The organism is Tyzzerella sp. An114, assembly GCF_002161055.1.
In the GTDB taxonomy this organism is placed as follows: Bacteria; Bacillota; Clostridia; order Lachnospirales; family Anaerotignaceae; genus Fimicola; species Fimicola cottocaccae.
This window is the reverse complement of record NZ_NFLT01000004.1, coordinates 14,570-33,212: the sequence shown is the minus strand read 5'-3', so window position 1 is coordinate 33,212 and position 18,643 is coordinate 14,570. Positions and strand designations below refer to the sequence as shown.

General features: G+C 32.1%; 18 protein-coding genes and 1 tRNA gene. 14 read left to right on the top strand and 5 right to left on the bottom strand.

Annotation, left to right across the window (positions count from 1 at the left end; translation table 11 throughout):
• Positions 1–9: 9 nt before the first annotated feature.
• The 6 genes from B5E58_RS04685 to B5E58_RS04660 all read left to right on the top strand — a co-directional run bounded on the left by B5E58_RS04685 (position 10) and on the right by B5E58_RS04660 (position 7,785).
• Entirely contained in the window at positions 10–231 is a 222-nt protein-coding gene (locus tag B5E58_RS04685) for an RNA-binding S4 domain-containing protein (protein WP_088108537.1), read from the top strand.
• A gap of 138 nt (positions 232–369) precedes the next feature.
• Positions 370–1,461 carry a DNA replication/repair protein RecF gene (recF, locus tag B5E58_RS04680; protein ID WP_088108536.1) on the top strand — a complete coding sequence of 364 codons (1,092 nt, stop codon included), beginning with the start codon at positions 370–372 and terminating at the stop codon, positions 1,459–1,461.
• Between the two features lie 360 nt (positions 1,462–1,821).
• Positions 1,822–3,726 carry a DNA topoisomerase (ATP-hydrolyzing) subunit B gene (gene gyrB / locus B5E58_RS04675; RefSeq protein WP_088108535.1) on the top strand — a complete coding sequence of 635 codons (1,905 nt, stop codon included), beginning with the start codon at positions 1,822–1,824 and terminating at the stop codon, positions 3,724–3,726.
• A gap of 99 nt (positions 3,727–3,825) precedes the next feature.
• Positions 3,826–6,306: a DNA gyrase subunit A gene (gene gyrA, locus B5E58_RS04670; protein WP_088108534.1), complete on the top strand. Its 2,481-nt coding sequence runs from the start codon at positions 3,826–3,828 to the stop codon at positions 6,304–6,306.
• Positions 6,307–6,436: 130 nt separating this feature from the next.
• The gene (locus tag B5E58_RS04665; RefSeq protein WP_242956596.1) at positions 6,437–7,000 is read left to right on the top strand and encodes an RNA polymerase sigma factor; all 564 of its coding nucleotides are present in this window, start codon (positions 6,437–6,439) and stop codon (positions 6,998–7,000) included.
• Entirely contained in the window at positions 6,997–7,785 is a 789-nt protein-coding gene (locus B5E58_RS04660) for a DUF4179 domain-containing protein (RefSeq protein WP_088108533.1), read from the top strand. Before B5E58_RS04665 ends, B5E58_RS04660 begins: the two co-directional genes overlap by 4 nt.
• Before the next feature lie 35 nt (positions 7,786–7,820).
• On the opposite strand, the gene B5E58_RS04655 is transcribed toward B5E58_RS04660, so the two are convergent.
• The 4 genes from B5E58_RS04655 to B5E58_RS04640 form a co-directional block, all read right to left on the bottom strand.
• Complete coding sequence (locus B5E58_RS04655) at positions 7,821–8,075, bottom strand: helix-turn-helix domain-containing protein (RefSeq protein ID WP_330395611.1); 255 nt, start codon at positions 8,073–8,075, stop codon at positions 7,821–7,823.
• Positions 8,076–8,388: 313 nt separating this feature from the next.
• Positions 8,389–9,600, bottom strand: a complete 1,212-nt coding sequence (locus tag B5E58_RS04650; RefSeq protein WP_158097666.1) for a CapA family protein — start codon at positions 9,598–9,600, stop codon at positions 8,389–8,391.
• Positions 9,601–9,644: 44 nt separating this feature from the next.
• Positions 9,645–10,193 carry a Fe-S-containing hydro-lyase gene (locus B5E58_RS04645; RefSeq protein ID WP_088108531.1) on the bottom strand — a complete coding sequence of 183 codons (549 nt, stop codon included), beginning with the start codon at positions 10,191–10,193 and terminating at the stop codon, positions 9,645–9,647.
• A 12-nt stretch (positions 10,194–10,205) separates the two neighbouring features.
• Positions 10,206–11,048 (bottom strand): fumarate hydratase, encoded by an 843-nt coding sequence (locus tag B5E58_RS04640; RefSeq protein WP_088108530.1) that lies wholly within the window; start codon positions 11,046–11,048, stop codon positions 10,206–10,208.
• Positions 11,049–11,556: 508 nt separating this feature from the next.
• Here B5E58_RS04640 and B5E58_RS04635 point away from each other — a divergent pair.
• The 6 genes from B5E58_RS04635 (at position 11,557) to B5E58_RS04610 (ending at position 16,508) form a co-directional block, all read left to right on the top strand.
• Positions 11,557–12,765 carry an ABC transporter substrate-binding protein gene (locus B5E58_RS04635; RefSeq protein WP_088108529.1) on the top strand — a complete coding sequence of 403 codons (1,209 nt, stop codon included), beginning with the start codon at positions 11,557–11,559 and terminating at the stop codon, positions 12,763–12,765.
• Between the two features lie 165 nt (positions 12,766–12,930).
• Entirely contained in the window at positions 12,931–13,812 is an 882-nt protein-coding gene (locus tag B5E58_RS04630) for a branched-chain amino acid ABC transporter permease (RefSeq protein WP_088108528.1), read from the top strand.
• A 13-nt stretch (positions 13,813–13,825) separates the two neighbouring features.
• The gene (locus tag B5E58_RS04625; protein ID WP_088108527.1) at positions 13,826–14,821 is read left to right on the top strand and encodes a branched-chain amino acid ABC transporter permease; all 996 of its coding nucleotides are present in this window, start codon (positions 13,826–13,828) and stop codon (positions 14,819–14,821) included.
• A 3-nt stretch (positions 14,822–14,824) separates the two neighbouring features.
• Positions 14,825–15,583 carry an ABC transporter ATP-binding protein gene (locus B5E58_RS04620; RefSeq protein ID WP_088108526.1) on the top strand — a complete coding sequence of 253 codons (759 nt, stop codon included), beginning with the start codon at positions 14,825–14,827 and terminating at the stop codon, positions 15,581–15,583.
• A gap of 15 nt (positions 15,584–15,598) precedes the next feature.
• Positions 15,599–16,306, top strand: a complete 708-nt coding sequence (locus B5E58_RS04615) for an ABC transporter ATP-binding protein (RefSeq protein ID WP_088108525.1) — start codon at positions 15,599–15,601, stop codon at positions 16,304–16,306.
• 129 nt (positions 16,307–16,435) lie between these two features.
• Positions 16,436–16,508 (top strand) — tRNA-Phe (locus B5E58_RS04610).
• Positions 16,509–16,564: 56 nt separating this feature from the next.
• On the opposite strand, the gene B5E58_RS04605 is transcribed toward B5E58_RS04610, so the two are convergent.
• The gene (locus B5E58_RS04605; protein WP_088108524.1) at positions 16,565–17,587 is read right to left on the bottom strand and encodes an FAD:protein FMN transferase; all 1,023 of its coding nucleotides are present in this window, start codon (positions 17,585–17,587) and stop codon (positions 16,565–16,567) included.
• 99 nt (positions 17,588–17,686) lie between these two features.
• On the opposite strand from B5E58_RS04605, the gene B5E58_RS04600 reads away from it, so the two are divergent.
• The gene (locus B5E58_RS04600; protein ID WP_088108523.1) at positions 17,687–18,052 is read left to right on the top strand and encodes a NusG domain II-containing protein; all 366 of its coding nucleotides are present in this window, start codon (positions 17,687–17,689) and stop codon (positions 18,050–18,052) included.
• Positions 18,053–18,087: 35 nt separating this feature from the next.
• On the top strand, positions 18,088–18,573 hold the full coding sequence (locus B5E58_RS04595; RefSeq protein WP_088108522.1) for a Gx transporter family protein: 486 nt from the start codon (positions 18,088–18,090) through the stop codon (positions 18,571–18,573).
• Positions 18,574–18,643 lie beyond the last annotated feature (70 nt).

Sequence of the window (18,643 nt, the reverse complement as noted above, 5' to 3'; positions counted from 1 at the left end):
AGAATTTTTATGGAAATTATTGAAATTAAAACAGATTTTATAAAACTTCAGCAGGTTTTAAAGCTTGCTGGCATGATTGATGCTGGTTCTGATGCAAAATATTATATTTCTGAGGGTATGGTTAAAGTTAATGGTGTTGTTGCAACAGAACGAGGTAAAAAAATTAGAAATAATGATATTGTTGAAGTTGATGGTATTGGTAAAATACAAATAAAAGCTCCAGAAATGTGATTATTTCAAGCTTTATAAACACTATTATTAATAAAATGTATATTTATACAAAGATTGAGTTTAGTGTTATTAAACAACAGGCTGTAAATATTTACAGCCTGTGTTTTTCTATGGAGGACATAAAAAGGAGGTGTAAATTTGTATATTGAAAGTATTTCTGCTGAGGGTTTTAGAAACCTTTATGGAATAGATTTAAAATTGAATAAGGGTATAAATATATTTTATGGAAATAATGCCCAAGGAAAAACAAATATACTTGAAACTGTTTATGTCTGTGGAACAGGTCGTTCTCATAGAACTAGAATTGATAGTCGCCTTGTAAATTTTAATGGTTCAGAATGTCATGTTCGTATTTTTTGTGTTAAAGGTAGTAGAAAAGATAGAATAGATTTGCATATCAAAAAAGATGAGAGAAAAGGTATTGCTGTAAATGGTATTCCTATAAAAAAGTCTAGTGAACTTTTTGGTACACTTTTAACTGTTATATTCTCTCCGGAAGATTTAGGTCTTGTTAAAGATGGACCTTCTGAAAGAAGAAGATTTATGGATATGGAGCTTTGTCAAATGAGTAATGTATATTGCTATGACCTTCAACAGTATTACAAAGTTCTTAAACAGAGAAATAGTTTACTAAAAAATATTCAAAAAAACCCTTCTTTGAAAGAAACTATATTTGTTTGGGATAATCAGCTTGAGGAATACGGAAAAAGGCTTATATCAGCCCGTAGAAACTTTATTTCTAAATTAAATGATATATCAGCCATTAAACATAAAAAAATTACAGGAGAGGGCGAAATTCTTAAAATAGAGTATAAGCCAGATTGTAAAGAAGATAACTTTCATTCAAAATTGTTATCAAGTATTGAAAGAGATATTATGTATGGCACAACATCACAAGGGCCTCATAAAGATGATATTATTTTTACTGTAAATGATTGTGATGTAAAACTTTTTGGTTCTCAAGGTCAACAAAGAACTGTATCTTTAAGTACAAGACTTGCTGAAATTGATATTATAGAAAATGAGACAGGTGAAAAACCTGTTGTATTGCTTGATGATGTTTTTTCCGAACTTGACGAAAGTAGACAAAAGTTTTTACTTGAAAGTATAAAAGATACTCAAATAATACTTACATGTACTGGTGTTGAGGATGTTGTAAAAAAATATATTAAAAATGCTTCAATTTTTTATGTTGAAAATGGAAAAGTAATCAAAAAAACTTGTGTTTGAATTATTGAGAACACAAGTTTTTTTGTATTTTAAAATTGCTTATAAACTATTTGTTTAATGAGTTTTATATTTGTAAAAATTAAATAAAAAAAGTAATAAAAGTACACCCTTTTTGACGTTTAGAATATATTTTTTAAGGCAATTATTTTTATTATAAATAAGTATTAAAAAATAGTCTGAAACGGGCTTTTTTAAGCTATTTTTTAGCCTATTTTCTTGTTAAAAACATTAAAAAATGGTATAATAAATTACAATAATTAATGTATGTTTAAAATTATTGTTTTTTGTGTTTCACGATATCGTGAATTATTTTTTTTGTAGGGCTTTTTTGCCCTGTGGAATTGAGGAGAGATAATATTTATGTCAGCAGAGTATAATGAAAGTCAAATACAAGTCCTTGAGGGGCTTGAGGCTGTCAGAAAACGTCCCGGTATGTATATAGGTTCAACAAGTACAAGAGGTCTTCACCATCTTGTGTATGAGATTGTTGATAATGCCGTTGATGAGGCCCTTGCAGGATTTTGTACAGAAATTTATGTTTTTATACACAAAGATAATACAATAACAGTAAAAGATAATGGTAGAGGAATACCTGTTGGTATACAGGCTCAAAAAGGTATACCTGCCGTTGAGGTTGTATTTACAATACTTCATGCCGGAGGAAAATTCGGTGGTGGAGGATATAAGGTTTCAGGAGGTCTTCATGGTGTTGGTGCTTCTGTTGTAAATGCTCTTTCTGAATGGCTTGATGTTAAAGTTGAGACAGACGGAAAAGTTTATGAACAGAAATACAGCAGAGGTAATGTATTGACAAAACTTACTGTTACTGGTGAAAGTGAAAATCATGGTACAACAGTAACATTTAAACCTGATGCTGAAATTTTTGATGACCTTATTTTCCAGTTTGATATTTTAAAACAGAGACTTAGAGAGACTGCTTTTTTAACAAAAGGTCTTAAAATAAATCTTATAGATGAGAGAGAAGGAATTGAACAGAAACGTTCATTCCACTATGAAGGCGGTATAAAAGAGTTTGTGTCATTTATAAATAAAAATCGTTCACCTCTTTATGAAAATATATTCTATGCTGAGGGAGCAAAAGATGGTGTTACTGTTGAAATTGCTTTCCAACATAATGATGGATATATGGAAAATATACATTCCTTCGTAAATAATATAAATACAACTGATGGTGGAACTCATCTTGTAGGCTTTAAATCAGGTCTTACAAAGACTGTAAACGATTATGGAAAGAAATTTAATCTTATAAAGGATAATGATAAAAATCTTTCTGGTGATGATGTGAGAGAGGGTATAACAGCTGTTATAAGTGTAAAAGTACCTGAACCACAGTTTGAAGGTCAGACAAAAACTAAACTTGGTAACAGTGAAGTTAAAGGTATTGTTGAAGGTATACTTTCAGAGGAGCTTGCCTTCTTCCTTGAACAGAACCCTCAAACAGGAAAGATAATAATTGAAAAGGCTCTTGTTGCTTCAAGAGCAAGAGATGCAGCAAAAAAAGCTAGAGAACTTGTAAGAAGAAAAACAGGTCTTGAAAGTACAAGACTTCCAGGTAAACTCACAGACTGTTCTGACAGAGACCCTAAAAACTGTGAAATTTACATTGTAGAGGGTGATTCTGCCGGTGGTTCGGCCAAAAAGGCGAGAGACCCTAAAACACAGGCTGTATTGCCTTTAAGAGGTAAAATTTTGAATGTTGAGAAAGCTCGTCTTGATAGAATTCTTGCCAGTGAAGAAATAAAAGCTATGATAACAGCTTTCGGAACAGGTATTTCTGAAGATTTTGACCTCGAAAAACTCAGATATCATAAAATTGTTATTATGACTGATGCCGATGTTGACGGTGCTCATATAAGAACACTTCTTCTTACTTTCTTTTATAGATATATGCAGCCTCTTATTGAGGAGGGCAAAGTTTATATTGCACAGCCTCCACTTTACAGAGTTGAGAAAAATAAAAAACATTATTATGTCTATGATGATGCAGAGCTTGAAAAACTCTATGATGAAATTGGTAGAACAGGAATAAAAGATGTTCAAAGATATAAAGGTCTTGGAGAAATGGACTTTGACCAGCTTAGAGATACAACTATGGACGTTAAACATAGAATACTTAAAAAAGTAGACCTTAATGATGCTATAACAGCTGATGAAATTTTCAGTATGCTTATGGGTGACAAAGTAGAGCCTAGACGTGACTTTATAACTGAAAATGCTCAGTATGTAAGCAATCTTGATATTTAATATAAATTAATAAAGCGGGAAGTTTTGTCCTGCCGTTTTGAAAATGAGCTCTTAAATAAATATTTTAGAGCTCTTGTTAAAGAAAGGACGTAAAAGTAAATGGAACATAATCAGTATGACAAAATGGTTGCTGTCGATATAGGGGAGGAAATGAAAAAATGCTATATCGACTATGCCATGAGTGTAATAGTTGCCAGAGCACTTCCAGATGCAAGGGACGGACTTAAGCCTGTTCAGAGAAGAATTTTATACTCCATGAGTGAGCTTAATCTTGACCCTTCAAAATCATATAAAAAATCTGCCCGTATTGTTGGTGAAGTTATGGGTAAATATCACCCTCATGGTGATAGTTCAATATATCAGGCTATGGTTCGTCTTGCACAAAACTTTTCTATGAGATATATGCTTGTTGACGGTCATGGAAATTTTGGTTCAATAGATGGTGACGGAGCTGCTGCTGCTCGTTATACAGAAGCAAGAATGTCACGTATCGCCGTTGAAATGTTAGCTGATATAGATAAAAACACTGTTGATTTTGTGCCTAACTATGACGAGAATGAAAAAGAACCTGTTGTTCTTCCTTCAAGAATACCTAATTTACTTGTAAATGGTTCTGCCGGTATTGCCGTAGGTATGGCTACAAATATACCACCGCATAATCTTGGTGAAGTTATAGACGGTGTTGTTCGTATTATTGACAATAAAATAAATGAAAATAGAGATACAGACGTTGAAGAACTTATGGAGCTTATACAAGGTCCTGATTTCCCTACTGGTGCTAATATTTTAGGCAGAAGTGGCATAAGAGCTGCTTATAGAACTGGTCGTGGAAAAATTGTAGTTCGCTCAGAAGCTCAGATTGAAACTCTTGACAATGGCAGAGAAAGAATTGTTGTAACAGAAATTCCATATCAGGTTAATAAATCAAGACTTGTTGAAAAAATTGCTGACCTTGTTCATGAAAAACGTATTGAGGGTATAAGCGGAATACTTGATGAGTCTGCTGGTGATGATATTAAAATAACAATAGACCTTAAAAAAGATGCTAATGCAAATGTTGTTTTAAATCAGCTTTATAAATTCTCACAGCTTCAAGAGAGTTTTGGCGTTATTATGCTTGCTCTTGTTGATGGAAAACCAGAGGTTTTAAACCTTAAACAGATACTTGATGAGTACTTAAAACATCAGGAGGAAGTTGTTACAAGAAGAATAAAATTTGACCTTGAAAAAGCTGAAAAGAGAGCTCATATACTTGAAGGATTAAAAATTGCTATAAGTAATATTGATGAAGTTATAAAAATAATAAGAACAAGCTATGATGATGCTAAAGAAAGACTTATGGAGAGATTTGGTCTTTCTGATGTTCAGGCTCAGGCTATACTTGAAATGCAGCTTAGACGACTTCAGGGACTTGAACATGAAAAGATTGACAATGAGTATAGAGAGCTTATGGAAAAAATAACAGAGTTCAAAGCTATTCTTGCTGATGAAAAACTTCTTTTTGGTGTTATAAAAGATGAAATTATGGCTGTTAAATCTAAATATAGTGATGAACGCAGAACAAGAATTATAAATAATCCAGGTGAAATTGATATTGAAGACCTTATTGAGGAGGAAACAAGCGTTGTCACAATGACAAACCTTAATTATATTAAGAGAACTCCTCTTGCCACATATAAGAGCCAAAATAGAGGCGGTAGAGGTATTATGGGTATGCAGACAAGAGAGGAAGACTTTGTCAAAAATCTCTTTGTAACTTCAACTCATGATTATATATTATTCTTTACAAATCATGGCAAAGTGTTTAAGATAAAAGGCTATGAAATACCGGAAGCAGGAAGAACTGCAAGAGGTATGGCTATTGTAAATCTCCTTGAAATATCTGCTGGAGAGGACATAACAGCTGTAATGCCTGTTAAAGAGTTTGAAGAAAATAAATATCTTGTTATGATAACAAAACAGGGTGTTATAAAGAGAACTGATATGATGAGCTTTACAAATATCAGAAAAGGCGGTCTTGTGGCTGTAAACCTTAGAGATGATGACGAGCTTATATCTGTTCTTTTAACTGACGGAACTAAAGATATTTTTGTTGGCACTAGAAACGGTATAGGTATACGTTTTGATGAAAATGATGCAAGACCTATGGGAAGAAGTGCTACTGGTGTTAAAGCAATAACTCTCAATGAAGGAGATTATGTTGTTTCTGCTCAGATTATAGAAGATGGCATGAAAGTTTTAAATGTAACTGAAAATGGTTATGGAAAACGCACAGATGCTTCAGAGTTTAAACCTCAGATAAGAGGCGGTAAAGGTGTTAAAATACATCAGCTTACAGAAAAAACAGGACTTTTGACAGATACTGTCATACTTGGTGATAATGAAGATATTATGCTTATTACTTCTGAAGGTGTTATAATACGTCTTAGAGGTAGAGATATTTCAACATTTGGAAGAATTTCTCAGGGCGTAAAACTTATGAACCTTAATGAAGGTGTTAATGTTGTAAGTATAGCAAAAGTTTCTGAAGAAGAAATTGAAGATGAGGAATTTTCTGAAAATTCTGAAAATTTAGAATAATATATTAAAAAGACCGGAAATTTTTTCCGGTCTTTTTTTGTGCAAAAAATGAACCATATATTTTGTTTTTTACTCTATATTATAGATGCATCATAAAAGAACGTTCTAAATAGAAAGGAGGTATGGCTGTGTGAATGTTGAAAGTATTGTAAAAAGAATGATTAATGATGATAGAGAGGCCTTTGATATTTTAATGGAGCTTTATTATAAAAAGGCTTTTCGCATAGCATATCTTATTTCTGGAAAATATGCAGACAGTGAAGATATTATACAAGATGCATTTACAGCCTGCTATCTTAATCGTAAAAAAATAAGAGAACCTGAATATTTTGAAAGGTGGCTTTATAGGATAGTCACTAGAACAGCTTGGGACTATTGTAAGAAATCTAAGAGAGAACAACCTGTTGATAATATTTTTGATGAAAGTATTAAAGATGATAGATGTTTTATTGATGATATTATAAAGTCTCAAGAAAATATGGAACTTTATAAAATTATAATGTCACTTCCCATAAAACAGAGAACTGTTATAATACTTCACTATTACAATGATATGGGAACTAAAGAAATTGCAAGTATTACAGGTTCTTTTGAAGGTACTGTAAAATCAAGACTTTTTGCCGGTAGAAATAGTATAAAAAAAGAATTGTCTAAAAGAGAACAGTTTTGTAAAAAGGAGGTGCCTTCAAATTGATTAAAAGGGGCGATATTGAATTAAAAATAAAAGAAACTCTAAATGAAAGAGCTGAAAATATCTCATTGTCCAATGAAGATTTTGAGGTTATGAGAAGAAAAGTGAATTATAGTATAAATTCTTTTGAGGAGGAAAAAAATATGAAGAAATTTAGTTTTAAAAAGATTGCAGTAGTTGTAGGTGCAATATGTATTCTTGGAAGTGTTACAGCAATAGCAAGTGGAATTATTGCAGGAACTGAAGCCCGTACTAATATTAAAGACGAAATAAAAGACTATGAAAAAGTATCAAAGTTAGAAGAAAAAGCAGGCTTTGGATTTGATATTATTGAAAGTTTTGATAATGGTTATAAATTTGATTATGCTGTACCTGTATACTCAAATAATATTGATGAAGACGGAAATAAAACAGGATATAGTTGGGTTGATGTTTCTGTAAACTATAAAAATGAAAAATATAGTGATGTAAGTTTAACTGCAACAAAAAATTTATATGAAGAAGGAACAATTGATGAAAATGAAGATTATAAAGGAACTGTTATAAATTATAGTTATAATAATTATATGTTTGTTCCACCTACTTATGAACTTACAGCAGAAGAACAGGCTCTTGTTGACAGCGGTGACCTTGTTGTTTCTTATGGTACAGATGAAGTTGAGCATAAAGTTGTTGAAAATGTGAATTGGGTTGATGATAATGTTCAGTATATGTTGACAACTTTTGATAATGATATGGGAAAAGATATACTTTTTGATATGGCAAAAGAAATGATAGATGCTGAATGATAAATAAAAAAGACTGCTTGTGCAGTCTTTTTTTATTATTTAAGTAAAATATCAGCAGATACATTTAAAACATCAGCAATAATTTTAAGTTCTATATCTGTTACAAATCTTTTTCCAGCTTCTATACGTTGTATTGCATTTTTATCTAAATCAAGTCCATTAAGTTGTAACATATCTGCAAAAGCTCTTTGAGAAACTTTAGGTTTCATATTTTTTCTTATAATTGCTATTTTAGAGCCGCATATATTTAAACTTCCATCTGAATTTTTGTTTTTATAAATTGTAATCACCTCTTGACATTTAGTTATTGTCAATAGGTTTATTTTATGATAATATAACAATAATATGACATTTAGTAAATGTTTTTTCTTTTTATTATTTAGGAGAATATAATTATGAAATGTGAGAATATTTTTTGTATATATTGGAAAAATAATAAGTGTATTCTTGATAAAATTACTTTAGATATTAAGGGAGTTTGTCAAGAATGTATATACATAAACATTTCAGAAAATAAATTAAAACGTAAAAGAAATGAAATATTATATAAATATAAAATAAAATAAGTTTTTCCAAATTACTAAATTTGGAAAAACTTAAAATTTAAGGTCTTACAAATGTATATTCATCTTTTATCTGTTCAATAGGAACATCTTCGTTTAAAAGCATTTTTGTTGTCTCATAATGTATATCATTTAAACGTAAAATATCTTTCTGTCTTAAAAGTGCCTTTTGTTCATCAACAGGTAAAGTAAGCATTTCATAAACACTTCTTACTACAAAATGGTCTTTTCCGTCAGTTCCTCTAAATTGAGTCCATATTGGAACAAAAGTCACATTTTCCACAGTTGCTCTGTTATTATCAACTTTTTGTATATCTATATTTAAAAGTATTGATGCATTTCTTGGTGGTGTTGTTTGAGAAGATATGAAATTACCCATTGAATAAATAACAAAACATTGTCTTTCTATGCCATCAGGGTCTGTTACTGTTTTATAATCCATAGGCAATAAAACATGAGGGTGACTTGCAACAACTATATCTGCTCCCCATGTAAACATATCATCAATGTATGATACAACATAATCATCAGGTGTCTCTTTGTATTCTGTGCCTATATGAGGCATAACAACAACTATATCTGATAATTCCCTTGCCTTTTCAATATCTGATTTTATTTTATCTCTTGTGCTGTCATCTATTATATTTACCATATAAGGATTTTTAATAGGTATTCCGTTTGTACCATAGGTATAAGAAAGAAAAGCTACATTTATTCCGTTTACGTTCTGAACAAGTATGTTTTGGCTTTCTTCCTCTGTTCGATATGTTCCAACATGATTAAAACCGTATTCATCCAATTTGTCTAATGTTCTTATAAGACCATTACTTCCTGAGTCAAGACAATGATTGTTTGCTGTTGTGAAAATGTCAAAGCCTGCATATTTTAAAGAGTCAAGAAAACTGTCAGGACTTGAAAACATAGGATAATCACTTACAGTTCCTCCAAAGGTTGTTTCAAGATTTCCTATTACACAATCAGCCTTATCAAAATATTTTTTCATATCTGTGAAATTGTGCATAAAGTTATATGTATCTGTGGATAAGTCATAGGCTTCATTGTATTGATAGCTATGAACCATAATATCTCCTGTAAATGTCATTCTTGCTGTGTTTATAACAGGCTCTTTAGGTTCTTCTATTTCTTGGGCATTAACATTTTCAATAGTTTCTGTACTTTTATTAACATTGTTATTTACATTTCCACTGTTTTGTCCACAACCTGATGAAAAACATATTAAAAAAGTTGACAAAATAAAAAATATTATGGTTTTTTTCATAATTTATAAAACCTTTCTTATTTACTGTATTTTAATTTTTCAGTTTCATATAAATTATTACCCTCTGAGTCTATTATCACAACAAGGGGAAAATCTTCAACATAAAGTTTGTAAACAGCTTCTGCTCCTAAATCTTCATAGGCTATAAGTTCACATTCTTTTATATGGCTGGCTATTAATGCTCCTGCTCCACCTGTTGCACCGAAATATACAGCCTTATGTTCTTTCATTGCTTTTATAACATTTTCATTTCTTGCACCTTTTCCAATCATTCCTGTTTCGCCTTTTTCAATCATAAAAGGTGCATAAGTGTCCATTCTTCCTGATGTTGTAGGACCTGCTGAACCTATAACTTGCCCTGGTTTTGCCGGTGAAGGACCTGCATAATATATTATGGCGTCTTTCATATCGAAAGGAAATTTTCCTGTTTTTTCGTATTCTTCAATCATTCTTTTGTGGGCTGCATCCCTTGATGTGTATATTGTACCTGTAAGACTTACAATATCTCCAGCCTTAAGATTTTCAGCTTTTTCCCTTGTGAGAGGAGTTTTTAAATTTATTGTCATTATTTACCCTCCTTATATTGTAGCTTCTGCGTGACGAGTTACATGACAGCTTATATTTATTGCTATTGGCATTCCTGCAATGTGGGTTGGATATGTTTCTATATTCACACCTAAAACTGTTGTGTTTCCTCCCAATCCCTGAGGTCCTATGCCTAAATTGTTCATTTTTTCAAGAAGTTCTTCTTCCATTTCACGTATATGAGGTTTGTCTGAGTGTGAACCTATTTTTCTTAAAAGAGCTTTTTTTGCAAGATATGCACTCATCTCAAAATTTCCTCCACAGCCTACACCTACAACCATAGGAGGACATGGATTTGGACCTGCTTCTTTTACTGTCTCAAGTATTGCTTTTTTTGCACCTTCTATGCCGTCAGATGGCTTTAACATATATACACGGCTCATGTTTTCACTTCCAAAGCCTTTTGGTGCAACTGTTATTTTTATTTTATCTCCCTGTACTATGTCATAGTGTATTACTGCTGGTGTGTTATCTTTTGTGTTAACTCTTATAAATGGGTCTGATACAACAGATTTTCTTAAATAGCCTTCTGTATACCCACGGCGGACACCTTCGTTTATGGCATCTGTTAAACTTCCGTCTGAAATATGAACTTCCTGTCCCATTTCTACAAATATTATTGCCATTCCTGTATCTTGACATATTGGCATGTTTTCTGATTTTGCTATATCAGCATTTTTTGTAAGCTGACAGAGTATTTCTTTTCCAACAGGTGAAGTTTCTTTACATTTTGAACATTCAAGGGCATTGTATACATCATCATTAAGTATACAATTTGCTTCTATACAGAGCCTTTTTACTGTTTCAATGATTTCATTTACCGAAATTTCTCTCATAAAATAGGTCACTTCCTTAAAATTTGTTTTATTTCTAAAATATATCACAGTGAAAAATAAAATTAAATAAAAAAAGAAAGGTAATTTTTTATAATTTTAATATAAAAAAGGTTTTAAAGTAAAAACAGTACAAAAAACAGTATTAAAATACAATACTATTTAAAAATAAATGTAGAAATTATGAAAGTTCAATAAAATGTTTACTATGTATATTATATAAAAAATACTTATATAAAACCTATATATTATGCGTTATGACAAATACCTGTTTTGGTATAAGCAAAATTTATATGAAAATTGATTGGTAGAACAATGTACATCTTATGAATACACAAAAAAATTTGCCTTGACTAGAAGGGATTTTAAGCGTATTATTTACCAAAATAAAAAAACAAAGAAGTGTTTCTTAATATGAAACATAAATACATTTAATAAATCAGTATTAAATGGACATTGTTTCTTTAAACGAAACATTTGGGTACTTCAAAAAGTTGAGGGGGAATTATTTATGAAGAAATTTTTAGCAGCTATAATGGCAGCAGCTATGGTATTCTCACTTGCAGCTTGTGGTTCAAGCGACAATGGTACAAGCGGAGATACAGCCCAGACAAGTGAAAGCGGAGAAGATACATTTTTAATTGGAGGACTTGGACCTCTTACAGGAAGTGCAGCTTCTTATGGTACATCTGTAAAACAGGGTGCTGAAATCGCTATCAAAGAGATTAATGACGCAGGCGGAGTTAAAGTTGGAGATAAAACAGTTAAACTTGCTCTTGATTTCAAAGATGATGAAGGTAAAGAACAGACTGCAATCACAGCTTACAACTCACTTATGGACGATGGAATGGATGCTCTTTTAGGAACAGTTACAAGTGCTCCTTGTATCGTAATTAAAGATTACACAGCTCAGGATGGTATATTACAGATTACACCATCAGGTTCAGCTATAAACTGTATTACAGATGCTGACAATGCTTTCAGATTATGTTTCACAGACCCACTTCAGGGTAAAACAATGGCAGACTTTGCTGTTAATGATTTAGGATATAAAAATATTGCTGTTATATTCAACAACTCAGACGAATACAGCACAGGTATGAAAGATGCATTTGTTGAAGAAGTTGAAGCTTTAGGCGGAACAATCGTTTCAAATCAGGCTTTCAACGAAGGTGATGTTGACTTTACAGCACAGCTTACAGCTATCAAAAATTCAAATGCTGAAATATTATTCGTTCCTACATACTATGAAGCAGCTTCTTATATAGCTCAGCAGGCTAAAGATATTGGACTTAACCTTCCATTCATCGGTGGAGACGGTTGGGATGGTATCCTCAAACAGGTTACAGACCCTTCAACTGTTGAAGGTGCTATATTCTTAAGCCCATTCCTTGCAACAGACCCAGAAGTTGCTGATTTCGTAGCATCTTATGAAGCAGCTTACAATTCAACTCCAGACCAGTTCGCAGCTGATGGATATGATGTTGTTTATGTTATGAAAGCAGCTATGGAACAGGCTGGTTCAACAGAAAGTGCTGACATGATTGCAGCTATGACAGAAATCGAAGTTGATGGACTTACAGGTAAAGTTAAATTCTCAGCAGACGGTGAACCTGAAAAAGGTGCTAAGTTTGTAACAATCAAAGATGGACAGTATGTTGCTTACCATGTTGGAGATGAAGCAGCTGATACAGCTGAAACAACAGAAGCAGCAGAATAATAAATTTTACCAATACATAAAATTAAAAAAAGATTAGTATTTGCCCTCTCCGATATCGGAGAGGGCAAATATTGTATTATGAAAAACTTTAAGCAATTAAAGTGTTTTTTGTCGAAAAATATTAAGTTGAAAATAATTAAGATGTAAAAGAGGTGGAGAAAAAACATGTTGACTAATATTTTGGAACAGCTTATAAACGGTTTGAGAACAGGAAGTATATATGCACTTATAGCCCTTGGTTATACAATGGTATATGGTATTGCTAAAATGATTAACTTTGCTCATGGTGATATTATTATGGTTGGTGCATACGCACTTTATGTTGCTGTAGCTCTTTTGCATCTTCCTGCAATTCCGGCTGTAATATTTACATGTGTTGTTTGTGCGGTGCTTGGTGTAATTATAGAGCGAATTGCTTATAAACCTTTGAGAAATGCTCCAAGACTTGCCGTTCTTATTACTGCAATTGGTGTCAGCTACTTTTTACAGAGTGCATCACTTATTATATTTAAAGCTACACCTATTCCTTTCCAGTCAATAATTAATGTTGACTCAATAAATATAGGTGGAGTTACAATTTCTGGTATAACAATAGTTACTCTCGTTGTAACAACAATATCAATGATTATACTTACATTCTTTATAAATAAAACAAAAGCTGGAAGTGCTATGCGTGCTGTATCAGAAGATATGGGAGCTGCACAGCTTGTAGGTATAAATGTAAACAAAACAATAACAATGACATTTGCAATAGGTTCTTTCCTTGCGGCTGTTGCTGGTATACTGTATATTTGTCAGTATCAGTCGCTTAAACCTACAATGGGTGCTTTACCTGGTATTAAAGCCTTTGTTGCTGCGGTTTTAGGTGGTATCGGAAGTATTCCGGGAGCTATGCTTGGAGGAATTGTTCTTGGTATAATAGAAAGTTTTTCAAAAGCTTTTATTTCAACAGAGCTTTCAGACGCTATCGTATTCAGTGTTCTTGTAATAGTTCTTCTTGTTAGACCTTCTGGTTTCCTTGGCAAGAAGAAGAGTGAAAAAGTTTAAGGGGGTGGAGATAGTGGAAAATTTAAAGAAAAAATTTGCAGGTAAAAAGGCTTTAACAAATTTATTATTTATTGTTATAAGCTATGCTATTATAACATTTCTCTTAAAAGGCGGTATACTTAACCGTCAGTACACATCTCTCCTTGTACCTATTGCTGTAAATATAATTCTTGCAGTGTCCCTTAACCTTATTACAGGTTTCTTAGGAGAGCTTTCTCTTGGTCATGCAGGTTTCATGTCAATAGGTGCTTATGTTGGTGCTCTTATAACAATAAATATGGATGCTCCTGAAGTTGTAGAGCTTGCAATTGCTCTTATTGCTGGTGGTGCTGTTGCTGCATTTTTCGGATTTATAATAGGTATGCCTGTTCTTAGACTTAATGGTGACTACCTTGCTATTGTTACTCTTGGATTTGGTGAAATTATAAAATCAATTCTTATATCATTGGAAATTACAAATGGTGCAAAAGGTCTTCAGAAAATACCTCTTTACACAAACTATAAGAGTTATACTCTTGTATTTATACTTATGGCAATTTCAGTTATTGCTATTACAAATATAGTTAATTCTAGACATGGTCGTGCTATATGCTCAATAAGAGACAACAGTATAGCAACAGAGTCAATCGGTATAAATGTAAGTCGTTTTAAAGTTATGGCATTTGTTATATCTGCATTCTTTGCAGGAATTGCCGGTGTTTTATACGCTCATAACGTAGGTATTCTTAAACCTACAACATTTGATTACAATAAATCTATTGAAATACTTGTTATAGTAGTTCTTGGTGGTATGGGAAGTATAAGAGGTTCTATTATTGCTGCTGTAATACTTACAGCTCTTCCAGAGCTTTTAAGAGGTGCAGATGATTTCCGTATGCTTCTTTATGCAGTAGTTCTTATTATAATAATGCTTTTCAATCACTCAAAAATAAAAGAAGGTCTTTACAATAACAATACTATTGGAAAACTTTTTGGTAAAAAGACTGATAAAAAGAAGGTTGGTGAATAAGTCATGGCTTTACTTGAAGTTAATAATCTCGGAATATCTTTTGGCGGTCTTAGAGCCGTTGACAATTTCAATATAACCATAGAAAAAGGTGACCTTTATGGTCTTATAGGTCCTAATGGTGCTGGAAAAACAACAGTTTTCAACCTTCTTACAGGTGTTTATGTGCCAACAGATGGAAGTATTGTTCTTGATGGTGTTAAATTAAATGGAAAACCTGCCCATGATATATGTAAATGTGGTATGGCAAGAACATTCCAGAATATACGTCTTTTCGATAAAATGAGTGTTCTTGATAATGTAAAAACTGCTCTCCATAATCAGGTTAAATATTCTCTTTTAAGTAGTATAATCCGTACTCCTGCATACTTTAATGCAGAAAGAAATATGGATAAAAAGGCTATTGAAATATTAAAAGTTTTCGGTCTTGACCGTATATGCGAATACAAAGCTTCAAACTTACCTTATGGTATGCAGAGAAAACTTGAAATTGCAAGAGCTCTTGCTACAAATCCTAAGCTTCTTCTCTTAGATGAGCCTGCTGCTGGTATGAACCCAACAGAAACTCAAGAGCTTATGGACATGATAAGATTTATAAGAGATAATTTTGATATAGCCGTTCTTCTTATAGAGCATGATATGAACCTTGTATTAGGAATTTGTGAACAGTTAAAGGTTCTTGACTATGGAAGAATTATTGCAGAGGGTGACCCTGTTAAAGTTGTAAATGACCCTAGAGTTATTACAGCATATCTTGGAGAATAAGGAGGAAACGTTTTTATGTTAAAGGTAAATAATCTTAATGTATATTATGGAAACATACATGCTATAAAAGACGTTTCCATAGAAGTTAATGAAGGTGAGATTGTTTCTCTTATAGGTGCTAATGGTGCTGGAAAAACAACAACTCTTCAGACAATATCAGGACTTTTAAAAGCTCGTTCTGGTGAAATCGAATTTTTGGGACACAATCTTTTAAAGACTGAACCACACAAAATATTACAACTTGGTGTTGCTCAGGTTCCTGAGGGAAGACGAGTTTTTGCTGAGCTTAGTGTTAAAGAAAATTTACAGCTTGGAGCCTATACAATAAAGGACACTGCTGAAAATATAAAGGCTGATATAATGTCTGTTTATAAACGTTTTCCACGTTTGGAAGAACGTCAAAAACAGCTTGCTGGAACTCTTTCTGGTGGTGAGCAGCAGATGCTTGCTATGGGTAGAGCTTTGATGAGCAGACCTAAAATATTACTTCTTGATGAGCCTTCAATGGGTCTTTCTCCTCTTCTTGTTAAAGAGATTTTTGAGATTATAAAAGAAGTTAATAAATCTGGTGTTACAGTTCTTCTTGTTGAGCAGAATGCTAAAATGGCTCTTTCTATTTCTGATAGAGCTTATGTTCTTGAGACAGGTAAAATTGCCATGGAAGGTAATGCAAAAGAGCTTATGCAGAATGAGTCTATTAAAAAAGCTTATCTTGGTGCTTAATTATATTTTTAATATATAAAACTCTCTGATTTTTCAGAGAGTTTTATTATAAAATTAATTTTAAAAAACTATTGACAAAACTATTATAAAGTAGTATTATATACAAGTCGCAAGTTTAAATTGCGTTTTGCCCAGATAGCTCAGTTGGTAGAGCAGAGGACTGAAAATCCTCGTGTCACTGGTTCGATTCCGGTTCTGGGCACTTTTTTATTGTCAAAAAACAGAAGGCGTAATTTTTATAAATTACGCCTTTTATTTTTATAATTTTTCAAATGTTGAATTTTTGGTTGTAACTATATCATAATCTTCTGTTATAAATACCCCTTCTATACCATCAAGACTTTCTATAAGCTCCATTCCTTTATCAAGACCTAATACAAAACAAGCTGTACTAAGAGCATCTGCATCAGCGGATTTTGTCCCTTCTATTGTTACTGACAAAAGACCACTGTTTGAAGGTTTTCCCGTTTTTGGGTCTAATATATGATGATACTTTTCACCGTTATATTCAAAATAACGCTGATATGTACCTGATGTTACTATTGTTCCGTCTTTAGATGATACAGCTCCACATACTTCATTTGTTTCTGCAAAAGGTTTCTGTACACCTATTTTGAAAGGTGTGTTATCAGGCTTAGAGCCTATTGTTACAACATTTCCACCAAAATTTATTAGTGCTGATGTTACATTTCTTGATTTTAAATATTCAGCTGTTTTATCGGCAATATATCCCTTTGCTATACCTCCCAAATCTATTTCTGTATCAGGATTTGTCTTTGTGACAGTATTTCCATCTATATTTATAAAATCCATTCCCACAGATGTTAATAGAGTGTTTATTTCGTCATCTGAAGGTGGAGTTGGGTTTTCATTTTGAAAATTCCAAACTTCAGAAAGAGGAGCTATTGTTATATCAAAGGCACCTTTTGAAAGTTCAGAGTATTTTTTTGAAAGATTTATAAGTTCTGCTGTCTCATCAGAAACTTCAACAGCTTCTCCCTTTGATTTGTTTATACGATTTACATCACTTTCCTCTATTGTCTTTGAAAGTTTATTTTCAAGGTCATTACATATTTTTGTCACATCTTTTAGTATTTCTTCTGGATTGTCTTCTGTTTTGGCTGAATATATAGTTATATTGGTTACCGTATCAAACATAAATGATGTTGATGATACTGGGGGATTATATACTGTACCATTTGTGTTGTCACTTTTCTGACAGCCGGATATTATGAAAAAACATAATAATGCTGTAAAAATCAATGTCAGTGTTTTTTTCATTTCTTACCTCCATTAAAGTTTTTAATTTTATACTTTTCAAAACCAAACATGATTATGTATTATATAACATATTAAATTATTATAAAAGGACTGATTTGCATGAAGAAAAGAGATTTAATTTTAATATTTGCACTTGTTTTTATTGCTGTAATATCTTATTTTGTCTTTACTTTCGGGAAAAATGACAAAGGTGATGTTGCAGTTTTAATTATTGATGGTGTTGAAAGTGAGAAATTTTCTCTGTCGGAAGATATTGAATATACAATAAAAAACGGAGATAATTACAATGTTCTTAAAATACATGATGGATATGCTGATGTTATAGAGGCGGATTGCCCTGATAAACATTGTGTAAATCAGAAAAAAATAAATAAAAATGGTGAAAAAATAATATGTTTGCCACATAAAGTTATAATTGAAATACGAAGTAATGATGATAATAATATTGACACTGTGGCAAACTAAAAAATTTTATTTGAGTTTATAAAAGGCGGTGTATTATGAAAAGTAGTGAAAAAACAGCATACTATGGAATATTTGCCGGTCTTGCAATAATTATGGGTTGGGTTGAAATGATGATACCTATTCCTATACCTGTGCCCGGTGTCAAACTTGGCCTTGCAAATGTTATTGTTGTTATGGCTATGTATTATTTTGGAAATAAAACAGCTTTGGGTATATCAATAATAAGAATTATTATTTCTGGTTTGCTGTTTTCTGGTTTTTCAGGTTTCTTATATAGTATGGCTGGTGCAATTTTAAGCTTTACTGTTATGGTTATAGCTAAAAATATTTTTAAGTTTAATATATACAGTGTCAGCATATTGGGTGGAATATGCCATAATATTGGTCAGATTGTCGTTGCAAGTCTTGTTGTGAAGACAAATCTATCAATTTATATGCCTATACTTATAATTTCTGGTATCATAACAGGGGCTTTAATAGGCATAATAGCAAAAAATTGCCTTAATCACATTAAGAGATAATTTATTTATAGAAAATTATCAAATTTAGTGATAAACTATTAAAAATATAAACGTGATTTAATTTTTAAAA

Excerpts from the sequence above, each read along its gene's own strand:
- gyrB (WP_088108535.1), top strand. The coding sequence starts at position 1,822 with ATGTCAGCAGAGTATAATGAAAGTCAAATACAAGTCCTTGAGGGGCTT.
- B5E58_RS04615 (WP_088108525.1), top strand. The coding sequence starts at position 15,599 with ATGTTAAAGGTAAATAATCTTAATGTATATTATGGAAACATACATGCT.
- B5E58_RS04620 (WP_088108526.1), top strand. The coding sequence starts at position 14,825 with ATGGCTTTACTTGAAGTTAATAATCTCGGAATATCTTTTGGCGGTCTT.
- B5E58_RS04595 (WP_088108522.1), top strand. The coding sequence starts at position 18,088 with ATGAAAAGTAGTGAAAAAACAGCATACTATGGAATATTTGCCGGTCTT.
- B5E58_RS04645 (WP_088108531.1), bottom strand. The coding sequence starts at position 10,193 with ATGACAATAAATTTAAAAACTCCTCTCACAAGGGAAAAAGCTGAAAAT.
- B5E58_RS04605 (WP_088108524.1), bottom strand. The coding sequence starts at position 17,587 with ATGAAAAAAACACTGACATTGATTTTTACAGCATTATTATGTTTTTTC.
- B5E58_RS04640 (WP_088108530.1), bottom strand. The coding sequence starts at position 11,048 with ATGAGAGAAATTTCGGTAAATGAAATCATTGAAACAGTAAAAAGGCTC.
- B5E58_RS04600 (WP_088108523.1), top strand. The coding sequence starts at position 17,687 with ATGAAGAAAAGAGATTTAATTTTAATATTTGCACTTGTTTTTATTGCT.
- B5E58_RS04635 (WP_088108529.1), top strand. The coding sequence starts at position 11,557 with ATGAAGAAATTTTTAGCAGCTATAATGGCAGCAGCTATGGTATTCTCA.
- B5E58_RS04685 (WP_088108537.1), top strand. The coding sequence starts at position 10 with ATGGAAATTATTGAAATTAAAACAGATTTTATAAAACTTCAGCAGGTT.
- gyrA (WP_088108534.1), top strand. The coding sequence starts at position 3,826 with ATGGAACATAATCAGTATGACAAAATGGTTGCTGTCGATATAGGGGAG.
- B5E58_RS04630 (WP_088108528.1), top strand. The coding sequence starts at position 12,931 with ATGTTGACTAATATTTTGGAACAGCTTATAAACGGTTTGAGAACAGGA.